The following is a 14,551-nucleotide window of genomic DNA, read 5'->3' as shown; positions in this document are numbered from 1 at the left end:
TGCCGCCTGTGCCCGGTGAGAATCTGTCCCGCGACGAGGCCCGGGAGCGGGCCGCCCTGCTGTCCGTCGACGCGTACGAGGTGTCCCTGGACGTGCGGTCCGCGGTGGGCGAGGACACCGGGGACGGTCCGCGGACGTTCCGGTCCGTGACGACGATCCGGTTCCGCTGCAACGAGCCGGGCGCGTCGAGCTTCGCCGACCTGCTCGCGCCGAGCGTCACCGCCGTCTCGCTCAACGGCAGGGACCTCGACCCCAGCGAGGTCTTCGACGGCTCCCGGATCCTCCTGGAGGACCTGGCCGCCGACAACGAGCTCGTCGTGGACGCGCAGTGCGCCTACTCGCGCACCGGCGAGGGCCTGCACCGCTTCGTCGACCCGGAGGACGGCGAGGTCTACCTCTACACGCAGTACGAGCCCGCCGACTCCCGCCGGGTCTTCGCCAACTTCGAGCAGCCCGACCTGAAGGCGCCGTTCCGCTTCGAGGTGCGGGCGCCGGAGGACTGGACGGTGTGGAGCAACGGGGTCGGCGAGCGGCAGGACGGGGTGTGGCGGTTCGCCGAGACCAAGCCGATCTCGACGTACATCACCTGCGTGGTCGCGGGCCCGTACCACCAGGTGACGGACTCCTACGAGCGCGTGTTCGAGGACGGTACGCGGCTGGAGATCCCGCTGGGCGCGCTGTGCCGCAAGGGGCTCGCCAAGCACTTCGACGCCGAGGACGTCTTCCTGGTCACCAAGCAGGGCCTGGACTTCTTCCACGACCACTTCGACTACCCGTACCCGTTCGGCAAGTACGACCAGGCGTTCGTGCCCGAGTACAACCTCGGCGCGATGGAGAACCCGGGCATGGTCACCTTCCGGGAGGAGTACATCTTCCGCGGGAAGGTCACGCAGGCCTCCTACGAGGCCCGGGCCAATGTGATCCTGCACGAGATGGCGCACATGTGGTTCGGCGACCTGGTCACCATGGAGTGGTGGGACGACCTGTGGCTGAAGGAGTCCTTCGCCGACTTCATGGGCTCGTTCTCGCTGGTCGGCGCGACCCGCTTCACGGACGGCTGGATCACCTTCGCCAACCGCCGCAAGGCCTGGGCGTACCGCGCGGACCAGCTGCCCTCCACGCACCCGGTCACCGCGGACATCCGCGACCTCCAGGACGCCAAGCTGAACTTCGACGGCATCACCTACGCCAAGGGCGCCTCGGTGCTCAAGCAGCTGGTGGCGTACGTCGGCCAGGACGCGTTCCTGGAGGGCGCGCGGCGCTACTTCAAGCGGCACGCCTACGGCAACACCCGGCTGGGCGACCTGCTCGCGGTGCTGGAGGAGACCAGCGGCCGGGACATGGGCGCGTGGGCGCGGTCGTGGCTCCAGACGGCCGGGGTCAACTCGCTGACCCCGCAGGTGGTGCTGGGTGCCGACGGCCGGATCGAGGAGCTGGCCGTGGTGCAGGAGGCCGCCGAGTCGTACCCGGAGCTGCGCCCGCACCGGGTGGCGGTGGGCCTGTACCAGCGGTCCCAGGTGGGGGCGCTGGAGCGGTACGCGCGCGCCGAGACCGACGTGGCCGGCGCCCGTACGGTGGTGTCCGAGCTGGCGGGTGCGGACGCGCCCGATCTGGTGCTGGTCAACGACGACGACCTGACCTACTGCAAGATCCGCTTCGACGAGACCTCGCTGGCGACCCTGCGGGAGCACCTGGGCGGCCTGACCGACCCGCTGGCCCGCGCGCTGTGCTGGTCGGCGCTGTGGAACCTGACCCGGGACGCGCTGCTGCCGGCGCGGGACTTCGTGGGCCTGGTGCTGCGCTTCGCCGGCCGTGAGACCGACATCGGCGTGCTCCAGATGCTGCACGCCTGGGCGGAGTCCGCGCTGGTGCACTACGCGGCGCCGCAGTGGCGGGAGACCGGCGGGCGGGCGCTGGCCGAGGGCGCGCTGGCCGAGCTGCGGCAGGCCGAGCCGGGCAGCGAGCACCAGCTCGCGTGGGCGCGGTTCTTCGCCACGGCGGCCTCGGCGCCGGACGACCTGGAGCTGCTGAAGGGCCTGCTGGACGGCACGGAGGAGATCGCCGGCCTGGAGGTCGACCAGGAGCTGCGCTGGGCGTTCCTGGAGCCGCTGGCGGCGCACGGGGTGGCGGACGAGAAGGTGCTGGCCGCCGAACTCGCCCGGGACGACACCGCCTCCGGCAAGCGGCACCAGGTACGCTGCCTGGCCGCGCGGCCCTCGGCCGCCGTCAAGGCGGGGGCCTGGGAGCAGGTGGTCGACTCGGACGCGTTGTCGAACGCGCTGGTCGAGGCGACGATCGCGGGCTTCGGGCAGGCCTCCCAGCGGGAGCTGCTCGCGCCGTACACGCCGAGGTACTTCGAGGCGATCGTGCGGGTGTGGACCGAGCGGTCCATCCAGATCGGCATGGACGTCGTACGGGGGCTGTTCCCGGCGTTGCAGGACTCGCCGGAGACCCTGGAGGCGACCGACGCGTGGCTCGCCGCGCACGAGGGAGCCGCTCCCGCCCTGCGCCGCCTGGTGCTGGAGGCCCGGGACGACCTGGCACGGGCGCTGCGCGGACAGGCGTGCGACGCGGCGGCCGGAACGTCCGCCGGCTGACCCGCAGTTCTGGCCAAGGGTCGGGCACGCCGTAACTGTTACACGATGCGTGCCCGGCTCGCCGTAACCCCTGGTCCACCCATGAGGGGACCAGGGGTTTTCGGCATCCGAACAACCGTCCTTTAGGGCGGGCTTGTCCAGGTTTGCCAACGGGCGTGTAACAGCGGTTACGGGCCGGTCGCGAAGCGGGAAACGTGCCGGACATGAACCACGAAACTCCGCTCTCCCCCCGCCCCCTGCACCACCTCGCAGAGGCACCGCGCCGGGTCCTGACCACCGCTCAGCTGCGCGAGCACGGAGTGCCGGCGGCCGAGACGGCCGTGCGGTGCCGCGCCGGAGGACCCTGGCAACAGCTCCTGCCCGGCGTGTTCCTGCTGCATCCGGGCCCACCGACGAGTGAGGAGCGGCTCCACGCGGTGCTCCTGTACGCGGCGCGCGGACCGCTTCCGCACGCGGCCGCCGGGGTGCCGACGCAGCCGAGCGCCCAGGATCCGCACCGCCCGGTGTACGCGGAGGTGATGGTCACCGGTCTGGCGGCGCTCACCCTGCACGGCTTCGCCACGTCGCCCGGCCTGCCGGCCCTGGAGAAGATCGACGTCCTGGTCGAGCGCGGCCGGCGGCTGCGCTCGGCCGGCTGCGCGCGGATCGTCCGGGCGGCCGGCCTGCCCGCCGCCGAGGCGGTCACGGGTCTGCCGGTGGCCCCGGTGCCGCGCGCCCTGGCGGACGCGGTGGCCGGTCTGTCCGACGCGGGCACGGTACGGCGGCTGCTGACGGAGGCGGTGCGCGGCGGGTACTGCGAACCGTCCGCCGTGGTCCGCGAACTGACCGGGACCGGGCTGCTGGGCCGGCCGCACGTGGTGGACGCGGTGGGCCTGCTGCTGGCCGAGGGGCGGGCGCTCGCGGAGGACCGGCTGTACCGGATGGTGCGCGAGCACGGGCTGCCGGACCCGGTCTGGAACGTGGACCTGCGGCTGCCGGGCGGCCCCTGTCTCGGCGGCGTGGACGCGTACTGGCCGGAGCAGGCGGTCGCCCTGGAGCTGGACACCCGCACACCCCGCCACGGCAGCCGGACGGACGACGAGACCCGGCACTCCGAGTACGCCCGCAAGCGCGAGCACCTGGAGCGGCTGGGCATCACGGTCGTCCACGTCACCCCCCGGAAGCTGCGGGAGTCCCCGGACCAGCAGGCGACCGTCGTCCGCACCGCCCTGATGGCAGCCACCGACCGCGACCCGGCCGCACACGTGGTGGCACTCCCCCGGTAGCGCCCGAGCGCCCGACGGACACGTCAGGAGAGGAGGGGCCACCGGCCACGTCCCGGCGGCCCCTTCTCGCACGCCACAAGGCGTACGGGCGCGTGCCGCGGGCATCCGGGTGCCGTCAGGTGGGGTTTCCCGTGGGTGGGCGGTTGTGCCACAGGTGCAGGCCCACGTCGACCAGGCCGACGCGGGGCAGTGCGGGTACCGCGTCCAGGGGGTGCCAGGCGGCTCGGTCCGTGGAGCCGCCCGTCTCGTGGCGCAGTTCGCCGCCGGTGACACGGCCCTCGTAGAGGATGCGCAGGCCGTGGAAGTCGGCGTGAGTGCCCAGGGGGCGCGGGTAGTTGCGGCGGACGGAGTCCAGGCCCAGGAGGGCGACCGGTTCGACGGTGTAGCCGGTCTCCTCCTCGGCCTCGCGCACGACGGTGTCGTAGGGGTCCTCGCCGTGCTCCATGCCACCGCCGGGCAGGGTCCACCGCCGGGCGCCGTCGCCCGCCACCCAGCGGGCCAGCAGCAGCCGTCCGTCCCGCACACACACGGCGTAGGCCGCCACCCTCAACTCCTTGTTCATGGGTGGACGTTACGGCAGGAAGGGGGCTGTCCGGCGTGAATCGACGAGGACGGGGCTCACGCGCGGCCGGGTGAACGCTCGTTCCGGCAGGGGTGGTTGCCCTCCGGCGATGCCGGGGGAAGCGCCATGGTTTGGGCCCCTATGCCCCTCGTGGCGCATGGCGGAAGTACGCCATGCTTCCATCCCGCCAGGACCAAGTCTCGTCAAACATCTTTCCTTTGGGTAAAGCTGAGCGATCATCCGACTCCGAAATCCGGACGATCGCGATCGACCCCGATCGCACCTCGCTTGGTTCCTTTACCTGCAAGGGATGCCGATGACCCCCGACCCCCAGCGCGCACCGCTCACGGGCGCGAGACGCCTGGCCCGCATCGCCATGGCCGCCGGCGTGGTGGCCGCGCTCTCCGTGGCCGGCCCGATACCCATGGCCGTCGCCCAGGACGGCCCCGCGGCCACCGACCCGACCGTCAAGCCGGCGGGCGACAAACTCGGTTCGGCCGACGCCGAACTGCTCGCCGAGGCCAAGGCCGAGGGCGCCAAGAACGTCACCATGATGATCGCGACCGAGCCGGGCCAGACCGCGCAGGTCGCCAAGCAGCTGGACGCGGTCGACGGCGGCGCCGTGGGCCGCACCTACGACAAGCTCGGCTACGTCCGCGCCACCGTGCCGACGGACAAGGCGGACTCGGCGATCGCCGCCGCCACGAAGCTGTCCTCCGTGCAGGCCATCGAGCTCAACCAGGACATCCAGCTCGACGACCCGAGGCCCGAGGCCGACGCCCCCCAGGGCAAGGACAAGAGCAAGGGCCAGGACAACGGCACCTACCCGGCGCCGGACAAGAACACCCCCGCCGAGAACCCGTACAACCCGTCCTTCGAGACGGGCGCCGTCGACTTCGTGCAGAAGAACCCGAAGGCCGACGGCCGGGGCGTCACCATCGGCATCCTCGACTCCGGCGTGGACATCGCCCACCCGGCGCTCCAGAAGACCACCACCGGCGAGCGCAAGATCGTCGACTGGGTCACCGCCACCGACCCGATCGTCGACAGCGACGGCACCTGGCGGCCGATGACCACCAGCGTCTCGGGTCAGTTCACCTCGGGCGGCAAGACCTGGAAGACGCCGGCGGGCAACTTCCTGTTCAACACCTTCAGCGAGTCCGCGACCAAGGGCGGCGACGCCAACGGCGACCTCGACCGCGACGGCAGGACCACCAGCGTGTGGGGCGTCCTGTACGACCCGGCGAACGGCACCGTCCGTGTCGACCTGAACAACAACAACGACTTCACGGACGACGTCCCGATGAAGCCGTACAAGGACGGCTACCAGGTCGGCTACTTCGGCCAGGACAAGAAGGACCCGGAGACCGGCGCCGACCTGCGCGTGCCGTTCGTCGTGGAGATCCGCAAGGACGTGGCGATGGACCCCTACGGCGGGTCCTGGATCGGCAAGAAGGCTGACTTCGTCAACATCGGCCTCATCGAGTCCGAGCACGGCACGCACGTCGCCGGCATCACCGCCGCCAACAGCCTGTTCGGCGGGAAGATGAACGGCGCCGCCCCCGGCGCGAAGATCGTCTCCTCCCGGGCCTGCAACTGGGGCGGCGGCTGCACCAGCGTCGCGCTCACCGAGGGCATGACCGACCTCGTCGTCAACCGCGGCGTGGACATCGTCAACATGTCCATCGGCGGCCTGCCGGCGCTCAACGACGGCAACAACGCCCGCGCGTTGCTGTACACCCGGCTCATCGACACCTACGGCGTGCAGCTCGTCATCTCGGCGGGCAACAGCGGCCCGGGCCTGAACACCATCGGTGACCCCAGCCTCGCCGACAAGGTCATCTCGGTCGGCGCGACCATCTCCAAGGAGACCTGGGCGGCCAACTACGGCTCCGTGGTGGACAAGTCGTACGCCATGATGCCGTTCTCCTCACGCGGTCCGCGTGAGGACGGCGGCTTCACGCCGATCATCTCGGCGCCCGGCGCGGCCATCAACACCACGCAGACCTGGCTGCCCGGCGGCCCGGTCGCGGAGGCCGGCTACACGCTCCCGGCCGGTTACTCGATGCTCCAGGGCACCTCGATGGCGTCCCCGCAGGCGGCCGGCGCGTCCGCGCTGCTGCTCTCGGCGGCCAAGCAGAAGCGCATCGACCTGCCCCCGGCCACGCTCCGCACCGCGCTGACCTCGACCGCCAAGCACATCAAGGGCGAGCAGCCGCACAGCGAGGGCGCCGGCCTGATGGACATCGTCAAGGCCTGGGAGTCGATCGAGCAGGGCGCCTCGGCGCACCAGTACGCGGTCAAGGCCCCGGTCACCACCTCGCTGTCCTGGGCGCTCAAGACCCCCGACTTCGGCACCGGCCTGTACGACCGCGAGGGCGGCCTGAAGAAGGGCCAGAAGAAGACCTACGACGTCCAGGTCACCCGCACGACGGGCCCGGCCGGTTCGGTCAAGCACAAGCTGAGCCTGAAGAACGACGACGGCACCTTCAGGATCCTCGGCGACGACGAGGTCTCGCTGCCGCTGAACCAGCCGGTGACGGTCAAGATCGAGGCACGTCCCGACTCCGCCGGTGTGCACAGCGCGATCCTCGAGGTCGACGACCGCCGCACCGAGGGCGTGGACAAGCAGATCATGCTGACCGTCGTGGTCTCCACGGAGATCGCCAAGCCGTCCTACACCTACTCGGTGTCGGGTGTGGCGCAGCGCAACAGCACCACGTCGTACTTCGTGACGGTCCCGCAGGGCGCGAAGACCCTCGAGGTCTCGATGAGCGGTCTCAAGGACGGCAGCCAGACCCGCTTCATCGCGATCCACCCGTACGGCACCCCGGTGGACCCCACCTCGACGCCCAACTGCTACCCGAACTACAACAACCCGGCCAACACCTGCCGTCCGGACGTGCGTTCGTACGCCAAGCCGATGCCGGGAGTGTGGGAGATCGAGGTCGAGTCGCGTCGTACCTCGCCGCTGCTCGACAACCCGTACACGCTGAACGCGGCGGTCTACGGGCTGGACTTCAGCCCCGCGGTGCAGACGGTCGACGAGGCGAAGGCCGGTACGCCGGCCCCCGTGTCCTGGACGCTGACGAACAAGCTCGCCGGGCTGGACGCCAAGCTGAAGGGCGGCTCGCTGGGCTCGTCGAAGACGGACCGGCCGACCATCGCCAACCATGACACCCACACCAGGACGGTCGTCGTCCCCGCCGGTGCCGAGCGCCTGGACGTCGCCATCGGCAACGTCTCGGACGCCGGGGCCGACCTGGACCTGTACGTGTACAACGCCGCCGGCACGCGCGTCGCCTACTCCGCCGCGGGCGGCTCGGAGGAGTCCGTCTCCATCGCCAAGCCCGCCGCGGGCACGTACACCATCCTGATCGACGCCTACTCGGTGCCGGCCGGCACCACGGCCTACGACTACCGGGACGTGTACTACTCGGCGGCGCTCGGCTCGGTCAAGGTCGACGAGGCGAAGGTGTTCTCCCTCGCCCCGAACGGCACGGCGCAGATCTCCGCCGACGTCATCGCGAACGAGCCGGCCCCCGCGGGCCGCGAGTTCTTCGGCGAGGTGCAGGTGCTGAACACCCGCGGCACCGCCGCGGGCCTCGGCAGCGTGAAGATCGGCAAGGTCGTCCCGTAACGGCGGTCTCCACCTCCGGTACGTGACGGCGGGGCGGGCTCCACTCGGAGCCCGCCCCTTGCGTTTCCGGCGGAGCCCACCCACCGGGCCGTCGCACGCCGTCCCACTCCGTGGGCAATGATTGGACAGACGGACCCGGGACAGACGCATGATGGAACCGTCCTGCGCGTACCGCGTACGCAGCGCCAGTGAAGTGAGCAGAAGGAGTCACCGTGAGGATCGGAATCGTCGGAGCCACCGGTCAGGTCGGCACGGTCATGCGTGGGATCCTCACGGAGCGCGATTTCCCGGTGACCGAGCTGCGCCTGTTCGCCTCGGCCCGCTCGGCGGGGACGGTCCTCGACGGGGTCACGGTGGAGGACGCGGCAACCGCGGACTACACCGGCCTGGACATCGTGCTGTTCTCGGCGGGCGGCGCGACCTCGAAGGCGCTGGCCGAGAAGGTCGCCGCGCAGGGCGCCGTGGTGATCGACAACTCCTCGGCGTGGCGCAAGGACCCGGACGTCCCGCTGGTGGTGTCCGAGGTGAACCCGCACGCGATCACCGACCGCCCCAAGGGCATCATCGCCAACCCGAACTGCACCACGATGGCCGCGATGCCGGTCCTCAAGCCCCTGCACGCGGAGGCGGGCCTTCAGGCGCTGGTCGTCGCCACCTACCAGGCGGTGTCCGGCTCGGGCCTCGCGGGCGTCGCGGAGCTGCACGGCCAGACCCAGAAGGTCGTCGCGGACGCCGACAGGCTGACCCACGACGGCGCGGCCGTGGACTTCCCCGAGCCGTCCGTCTACAAGCGCCCGATCGCCTTCAACGTGCTCCCCTTCGCGGGCAACCTCGTCGAGGACGGCCTGAACGAGACCGACGAGGAGCAGAAGCTCCGCAACGAGTCCCGCAAGATCCTGGAGATCCCGGAGCTGAAGGTGTCCGGCACCTGCGTGCGCGTCCCCGTCTTCTCCGGTCACTCCCTCCAGGTCAACGCCCGTTTCGCGCGCCCGCTCAGCGTGGAGCGCGCGACCGAGCTGCTGGGCGGCGCCCCCGGTGTCGCCCTCTCCGACATCCCGACGCCGCTCCAGGCGGCCGGCCAGGACCCGTCGTACGTCGGCCGCATCCGCCGCGACGAGACGGTGGACAACGGCCTGGCCCTGTTCATCTCCAACGACAACCTCCGCAAGGGCGCGGCCCTGAACGCGGTGCAGATCGCGGAGCTGGTGGCGGCGGAGCTCAAGGGCTAGTCGCCGGTCACCCGATCCCTGCGCACCTCGTAGAGGAAGCAGCCGTACTCGACGGCCCGGACGTGGACGAGCGCCACGGCCGGGTCGTCGAACGCTTCCGCGAAGGCCGCGTCGAACCGGGCGGAGCCCTCGCCGACCAGCCGCCCGCCCAGGATGCGCCCGTCGGTGCCGTAGCGCCGGACCACACGGTGGGCGTTGGTGAACGGGTGGCCTTCGCCGGCCGGCCCCGCGCACTCCCGCGCGTGGACGAAGACCGGCCCCTGCTCGTCGTACGCGCCCGGAGTGGCACCCGTCTCCGCCGCCCAGCGCCGCAGCGGGGCGTAGGAGACCAGCGCGATCCGCTCCCCCGGCTCGCTCCTGCGCAGACAGCAGCGCAGGGGCGCGCCGCCCTCCTCGTCGGTGAAGGGGGCCGTCGGACGTCCCGCGTCGTCCCGTTCCCGCAGCCGCGCCAGCACGGCCGGAGCGATGGCACGTGCGCTGTGTCCCGTCGTTTCGCTCACTGTCGTCATGCCCTCAGGCTCGTGCCCCGCCGCCCCGGTCACCGGCGGGATCCGGTCGTCGCGTTCCGTGCGGGTCACGTGGAAGGATGGCGCAATCCACACATCACGAGGAGATGACCGCGTGCCTGGCACAAACCTGACTCGCGAAGAGGCGCAGCAGCGGGCGAAGCTGCTCACCGTTGACTCGTACGAGATCGATCTCGACCTCTCCGGCGCGCAGGAGGGCGGTACCTACCGGTCCGTGACCACGGTGCGCTTCGACGTCGCGGAGGACGGCGCCGCCTCCTTCGTCGACCTGGTGGCCCCGACCGTCCACGAGGTGACCCTCAACGGCGACGCCCTCGACCCCGCCGAGGTCTTCGAGGACTCCCGGATCGCCCTGCCGGGCCTGCTCCGGGGCCGCAACGTGCTGCGGGTCGTCGCCGACTGCGCGTACACCAACACCGGTGAGGGCCTGCACCGCTTCGTCGACCCGGTCGACGACCAGGCCTACCTCTACACCCAGTTCGAGGTCCCGGACGCCCGCCGGGTCTTCGCCAACTTCGAGCAGCCGGACCTGAAGGCCACCTTCCAGTTCACCGTGAAGGCCCCCGAGGGCTGGACGGTGGTGTCCAACTCGCCGACGCCCGAGCCGCAGGACGACGTCTGGGTGTTCGAGCCGACGCCGCGCATCTCGACGTACATCACGGCGCTGATCGTCGGCCCGTACCACAGCGTCCACGGCGTGTACGAGAAGAACGGGCAGTCGGTCCCGCTCGGCGTCTACTGCCGGCCCTCCCTCGCCGAGTTCCTCGACGCGGACGCGATCTTCGAGGTCACCCGGCAGGGCTTCGACTGGTTCCAGGAGAAGTTCGACTACGCCTACCCGTTCGAGAAGTACGACCAGCTCTTCGTGCCGGAGTTCAACGCGGGCGCGATGGAGAACGCGGGCGCGGTCACCATCCGCGACCAGTACGTCTTCCGGTCCAAGGTGACCGACGCGGCGTACGAGGTGCGCGCCGAGACGATCCTGCACGAGCTGGCCCACATGTGGTTCGGCGACCTGGTCACCATGGAGTGGTGGAACGACCTGTGGCTGAACGAGTCGTTCGCCACCTACACCTCCATCGCCTGCCAGGCCTACGCCCCGGGCTCGCGCTGGCCGCACTCGTGGACCACGTTCGCCAACTCCATGAAGACGTGGGCGTACCGGCAGGACCAGTTGCCGTCCACCCACCCGATCATGGCGGAGATCCGCGACCTGGACGACGTGCTCGTCAACTTCGACGGCATCACCTACGCCAAGGGCGCGAGCGTCCTCAAGCAGCTGGTGGCCTACGTCGGCATGGACGAGTTCTTCCGGGGCGTGCAGGCGTACTTCAAGCGGCACGCCTACGGCAACACGCGCCTGTCCGACCTGCTGGGCGCGCTGGAGGAGACCTCCGGGCGCGATCTGAAGACCTGGTCGAAGAAGTGGCTGGAGACGGCCGGCATCAACATCCTGCGCCCGGAGATCGAGACCGACGCCCAGGGCGTCATCACCTCCTTCGCCATCCGCCAGGAGGCCCCCGCCCTGCCCGCCGGCGCGAAGGGCGAGCCGATTCTGCGCCCGCACCGGATCGCGGTCGGCCTGTACGACGTCGACGAGGCGAGCGGCAAGCTGGTGCGCGCCGCGGACGGCCGGATCGAGCTGGACGTGGACGGCGAGCTGACCGCCGTGCCGCAGCTGGCCGGCCGGCCCCGCCCGGCGGTGATCCTGCTCAACGACGACGACCTGTCGTACGCCAAGGTGCGCCTGGACGAGGGGTCGCTGGCCGTCGTCACCGAGCGCCTGGGGGACTTCGAGTCCTCGCTGCCGCGCGCCCTGTGCTGGGCGTCGGCCTGGGACATGACCCGCGACGGGGAGCTGGCGACCCGCGACTACCTGTCGCTGGTGCTGTCCGGGATCGGCAAGGAGTCCGACATCGGTGTCGTGCAGTCGCTGCACCGCCAGGTCAAGCTGGCCGTCGACCTGTACGCCGACCCGACCGCCCGCGAGGCCCTGCTCACCCGCTGGACGGACGCCACGCTGGCCCACCTGCGCGCGGCGGACGCGGGCAGCGACCACCAGCTGGCGTGGGCGCGCGCCTTCGCGGCGACCGCACGCACGCCGGAGCAGCTGGACCTGCTCGAGGCCCTGCTGGACGGCTCGCACACCATCGAGGGCCTGGTCGTGGACACGGAGCTGCGCTGGGCGTTCGTGGAGCGGCTCGCGGCCGTCGGCCGGTTCGACGAGGCGGAGATCGCGGGCGAGTACGAGCGCGACAAGACGGCGGCCGGTGAGCGGCACGCGGCCACCGCCCGCGCCGCCCGCCCGACCGAGGAGGCCAAGGCGGAGGCCTGGGCGTCGGTCGTCGAGTCCGACAAGCTCCCGAACGCCGTCCAGGAGGCGGTCATCGCGGGCTTCGTCCAGACCGACCAGCGCGAGCTGCTGGCGCCGTACGCGGACCGGTACTTCGAGGTGGTCAAGGACATCTGGGGCGCCCGCTCCCACGAGATGGCCCAGCAGATCGCGGTCGGCCTGTACCCGTCGATCCAGGTGTCCGAGGACATCCTGCGCAGGACCGACGAGTGGCTGGCCTCGGCCGAGCCGAGCGCGGCGCTGCGCCGGCTGGTCTCGGAGTCGCGGGCGGGCGTCGAGCGCGCCCTGAAGGCCCAGGCGGCGGACGCGGCGGCCCAGCCGTAACACCGCCGGTACGGCGATGCCGTACCCGCCCGTGCGGCGACGAGGGGCGCCCGGTGCTCGACCGGGCGCCCCCTTCCCTTCCGGTCTCCGTCTTCTCCCGTCACTCGGGGCGGGCGAGCCCGGCGGCCGCGGACCGCAGTGCCGCCAGCACCCTCGCCGGCGCGGGCGCGTCCCGCGCCCCCTTGCGCACGGCCGCCACCACATGCCGGCAGGGCCGGTCGGCGGCCAGGGCGCGCATCACGACGCCCTCCCTGCTCACCGCCGCCATGCGCGGGACGAGGGCCACGCCCATGCCCGCCTCCACCATCGCCAGGATCGCCGTCCAGCCGGCCGCCGAGTGGCCCTGGTACGGGCTGAACCCGGCCGCCTCGCAGGCCGCTCGCGTGATGTCCGACCAGGGGCCGCTGCCGCCGAAGATCCACGCCTCCTCCGCCAGCTCGGCGAGCCGTACCCGGGCCGCCGAGGCCAGCCGGTGCCCCGGCGGCAGAGCGAGGTCGAGCGGGTCGGCGAGCAGCGGCACCGGCGTGAACCGCGGGTCCACCGCGCTGGGCGCCTGCGCGGCCAGGGACAGCGCGAGGTCGACCTCCCCGGCCGCCAGCAGTTCGTAGGCCTCGCCCGCCTCCGCCTCCCGGACCCGGACGGTCACCGCCGGATGCGTGCCGCGCAGCGCCCTTACCGCCGGCACCACGAGCGCGGGCACTGCGGTGGAGAAGGCGCCCACCCGTACCTCACCCGCCTCGCCCTTGGTATACGCGGCCAACTCGGCGTCCGCGCGCTCCAGTTGCTCGAACACTGCCTCGGCGTGCCGCAGCACGAGCCGCGCCGCGTCCGTGAGCCGCACCCGCCGCCCCTGCGCCTGCAGCAGTTCCACCCCGAGCTGCTTGGACAGGTTGGTCAGCTGCTGCGAGACGGCGGACGGCGTCATCCGCAGCGCCTCGGCCGTCGCGGTCACGGTCCCCTGCTCCCGCAGGGTCCGCAGGATCAGCAGCTTCCGGATCTCCCAGTCGGCCATGGCGGCAACCTATACGGGCTGTACGGGGCCGCCCTGCGGAGTTCTCGCGCGCGCCCTCAGCGGCGCGAGGCCGTGCCGAGGACCACTCCGCCCAGGATCAGCGCCATGCACAGCGCCTGCCGGGGGCCGATCGCCTCGCCGAGCAGGGCCCACGACAGCAGGGCCACGCAGACCGGTTGCAGGTAGTAGACGAGTCCGGCGCGAGTCGGGCCGACGAGGGCGATCGCCTTGCCCCAGGCGAAGAACGCCACGGCGGAGGACATGACGCCGACGTAGAGCAGGGGCAGCACCGTGCCGGGGGCCGGTTCGAAGCCGCCCTGGACGGCGAGGCTGACGGCCTGCGCGGGCAGGAGCAGCACGGTGCCGAACAGGAACGTGGTGAACAGGAAGGCGACGCCGTCGAACTCGGCGGGGCGGCGGCGCAGCAGGGCGCTGTAGGAACCGAAGCAGCAGGCCGCGACGATCATCCACAGGTCCCCGGCCGTGAACGACGCCACCCCTCCTCCGCCCACGAGCAGCAGCACGCCCGCGCAGGCGGTCAGCAGCCCCACGAGCCGGCGCGCGCCGAGCCGTACACCGCTCGCCCGTTCGAAGGCCGCCATCAGCACCGGCGCGGCCGCCATGATCATGCCCATGTTGGCCGCCGGGGTGGTCAGGCCGGCCTGGTTGACCAGGGTGTTGTAGACGGCGACGCCGAGGAGGGAGGTCAGCAGCACATAGCCGAGGTGGCGCCGGATCAGCTCCCGCTGCCGCCATGCCGCGCGGGCGCCGTACGGGGCGACGGCGGCCAGTGCCACCACCCAGCGCCAGAACGCGTGCTGCACCGGCGGCACGCTGTCGTGCAGCGCGCGCGAGGTGACGAAGCTGCCGGCCCAGACGACGGTGGCGAGGGCGGCGAGCGCGGTTCCGAGAGCGGGGGCGCCCGCCCTCGGGCCGCTCGTGGCGGCGGGGCGGGCGGTGGTGCGGCTGCCGGCGGGTGGGGGCGGTGTGGTGGTCCGAGGTCGGACGTCGGCCACGTAGGTCCTCTCGCTGGTGGTGAGCG

The 14,551-nt window shown here is 71.9% G+C and carries 9 protein-coding genes; 5 read left to right on the top strand and 4 right to left on the bottom strand.

Features of this window, described 5'->3' with window-relative positions:
* The first annotated feature begins 8 nt into the window (after nt 1–8).
* Entirely contained in the window at nt 9–2,597 is a 2,589-nt protein-coding gene (gene pepN / locus ABZ818_RS00270; RefSeq protein ID WP_361408413.1) for an aminopeptidase N, read from the top strand.
* 203 nt (nt 2,598–2,800) lie between these two features.
* Nucleotides 2,801–3,862: a hypothetical protein gene (locus ABZ818_RS00265; RefSeq protein WP_361408410.1), complete on the top strand. Its 1,062-nt coding sequence runs from the start codon at nt 2,801–2,803 to the stop codon at nt 3,860–3,862.
* A 115-nt stretch (nt 3,863–3,977) separates the two neighbouring features.
* On the opposite strand, the gene ABZ818_RS00260 is transcribed toward ABZ818_RS00265, so the two are convergent.
* Entirely contained in the window at nt 3,978–4,424 is a 447-nt protein-coding gene (locus tag ABZ818_RS00260; RefSeq protein WP_361408407.1) for an NUDIX hydrolase, read from the bottom strand.
* Nucleotides 4,425–4,740: 316 nt separating this feature from the next.
* Between ABZ818_RS00260 and ABZ818_RS00255 the strand changes: the two genes are divergently transcribed.
* Together ABZ818_RS00255 and ABZ818_RS00250 are read left to right on the top strand one after the other, a co-directional pair.
* Complete coding sequence (locus tag ABZ818_RS00255; RefSeq protein WP_361408404.1) at nt 4,741–8,064, top strand: S8 family serine peptidase; 3,324 nt, start codon at nt 4,741–4,743, stop codon at nt 8,062–8,064.
* 212 nt (nt 8,065–8,276) lie between these two features.
* The gene (locus ABZ818_RS00250; RefSeq protein ID WP_361408401.1) at nt 8,277–9,293 is read left to right on the top strand and encodes an aspartate-semialdehyde dehydrogenase; all 1,017 of its coding nucleotides are present in this window, start codon (nt 8,277–8,279) and stop codon (nt 9,291–9,293) included.
* On the opposite strand, the gene ABZ818_RS00245 is transcribed toward ABZ818_RS00250, so the two are convergent.
* The gene (locus ABZ818_RS00245; protein ID WP_361409557.1) at nt 9,290–9,802 is read right to left on the bottom strand and encodes a DUF1203 domain-containing protein; all 513 of its coding nucleotides are present in this window, start codon (nt 9,800–9,802) and stop codon (nt 9,290–9,292) included. The genes ABZ818_RS00250 and ABZ818_RS00245 overlap by 4 nt on opposite strands.
* 112 nt (nt 9,803–9,914) lie before the next feature.
* Between ABZ818_RS00245 and pepN (ABZ818_RS00240) the strand changes: the two genes are divergently transcribed.
* Entirely contained in the window at nt 9,915–12,497 is a 2,583-nt protein-coding gene (gene pepN, locus ABZ818_RS00240) for an aminopeptidase N (RefSeq protein WP_361408398.1), read from the top strand.
* A gap of 100 nt (nt 12,498–12,597) precedes the next feature.
* Here pepN (ABZ818_RS00240) and ABZ818_RS00235 read toward each other — a convergent pair whose 3' ends face one another.
* Both ABZ818_RS00235 and ABZ818_RS00230 read right to left on the bottom strand, forming a co-directional pair.
* Nucleotides 12,598–13,509 carry a LysR substrate-binding domain-containing protein gene (locus ABZ818_RS00235; protein WP_361408395.1) on the bottom strand — a complete coding sequence of 304 codons (912 nt, stop codon included), beginning with the start codon at nt 13,507–13,509 and terminating at the stop codon, nt 12,598–12,600.
* 56 nt (nt 13,510–13,565) lie between these two features.
* Nucleotides 13,566–14,525, bottom strand: coding sequence for a DMT family transporter (locus ABZ818_RS00230; RefSeq protein WP_361408392.1), 960 nt, complete (start codon nt 14,523–14,525; stop codon nt 13,566–13,568).
* Between the last annotated feature and the right edge of the window lie 26 nt (nt 14,526–14,551).

The sequence above is a fragment of the Streptomyces sp. NPDC047453 genome (genome assembly GCF_040643155.1).
Lineage (GTDB): Bacteria > Actinomycetota > Actinomycetes > Streptomycetales > Streptomycetaceae > Streptomyces.
The sequence above is the reverse complement of the archived record's forward strand: the minus strand, read 5'-3'. Positions and strand labels throughout refer to the sequence as shown.

Coding starts and splice junctions, on each gene's coding strand:
- ABZ818_RS00245 (WP_361409557.1), bottom strand. CDS start 9,802: ATGACGACAGTGAGCGAAACGACGGGACACAGCGCACGTGCCATCGCT.
- ABZ818_RS00235 (WP_361408395.1), bottom strand. CDS start 13,509: ATGGCCGACTGGGAGATCCGGAAGCTGCTGATCCTGCGGACCCTGCGG.
- ABZ818_RS00265 (WP_361408410.1), top strand. CDS start 2,801: ATGAACCACGAAACTCCGCTCTCCCCCCGCCCCCTGCACCACCTCGCA.
- ABZ818_RS00255 (WP_361408404.1), top strand. CDS start 4,741: ATGACCCCCGACCCCCAGCGCGCACCGCTCACGGGCGCGAGACGCCTG.
- ABZ818_RS00260 (WP_361408407.1), bottom strand. CDS start 4,424: ATGAACAAGGAGTTGAGGGTGGCGGCCTACGCCGTGTGTGTGCGGGAC.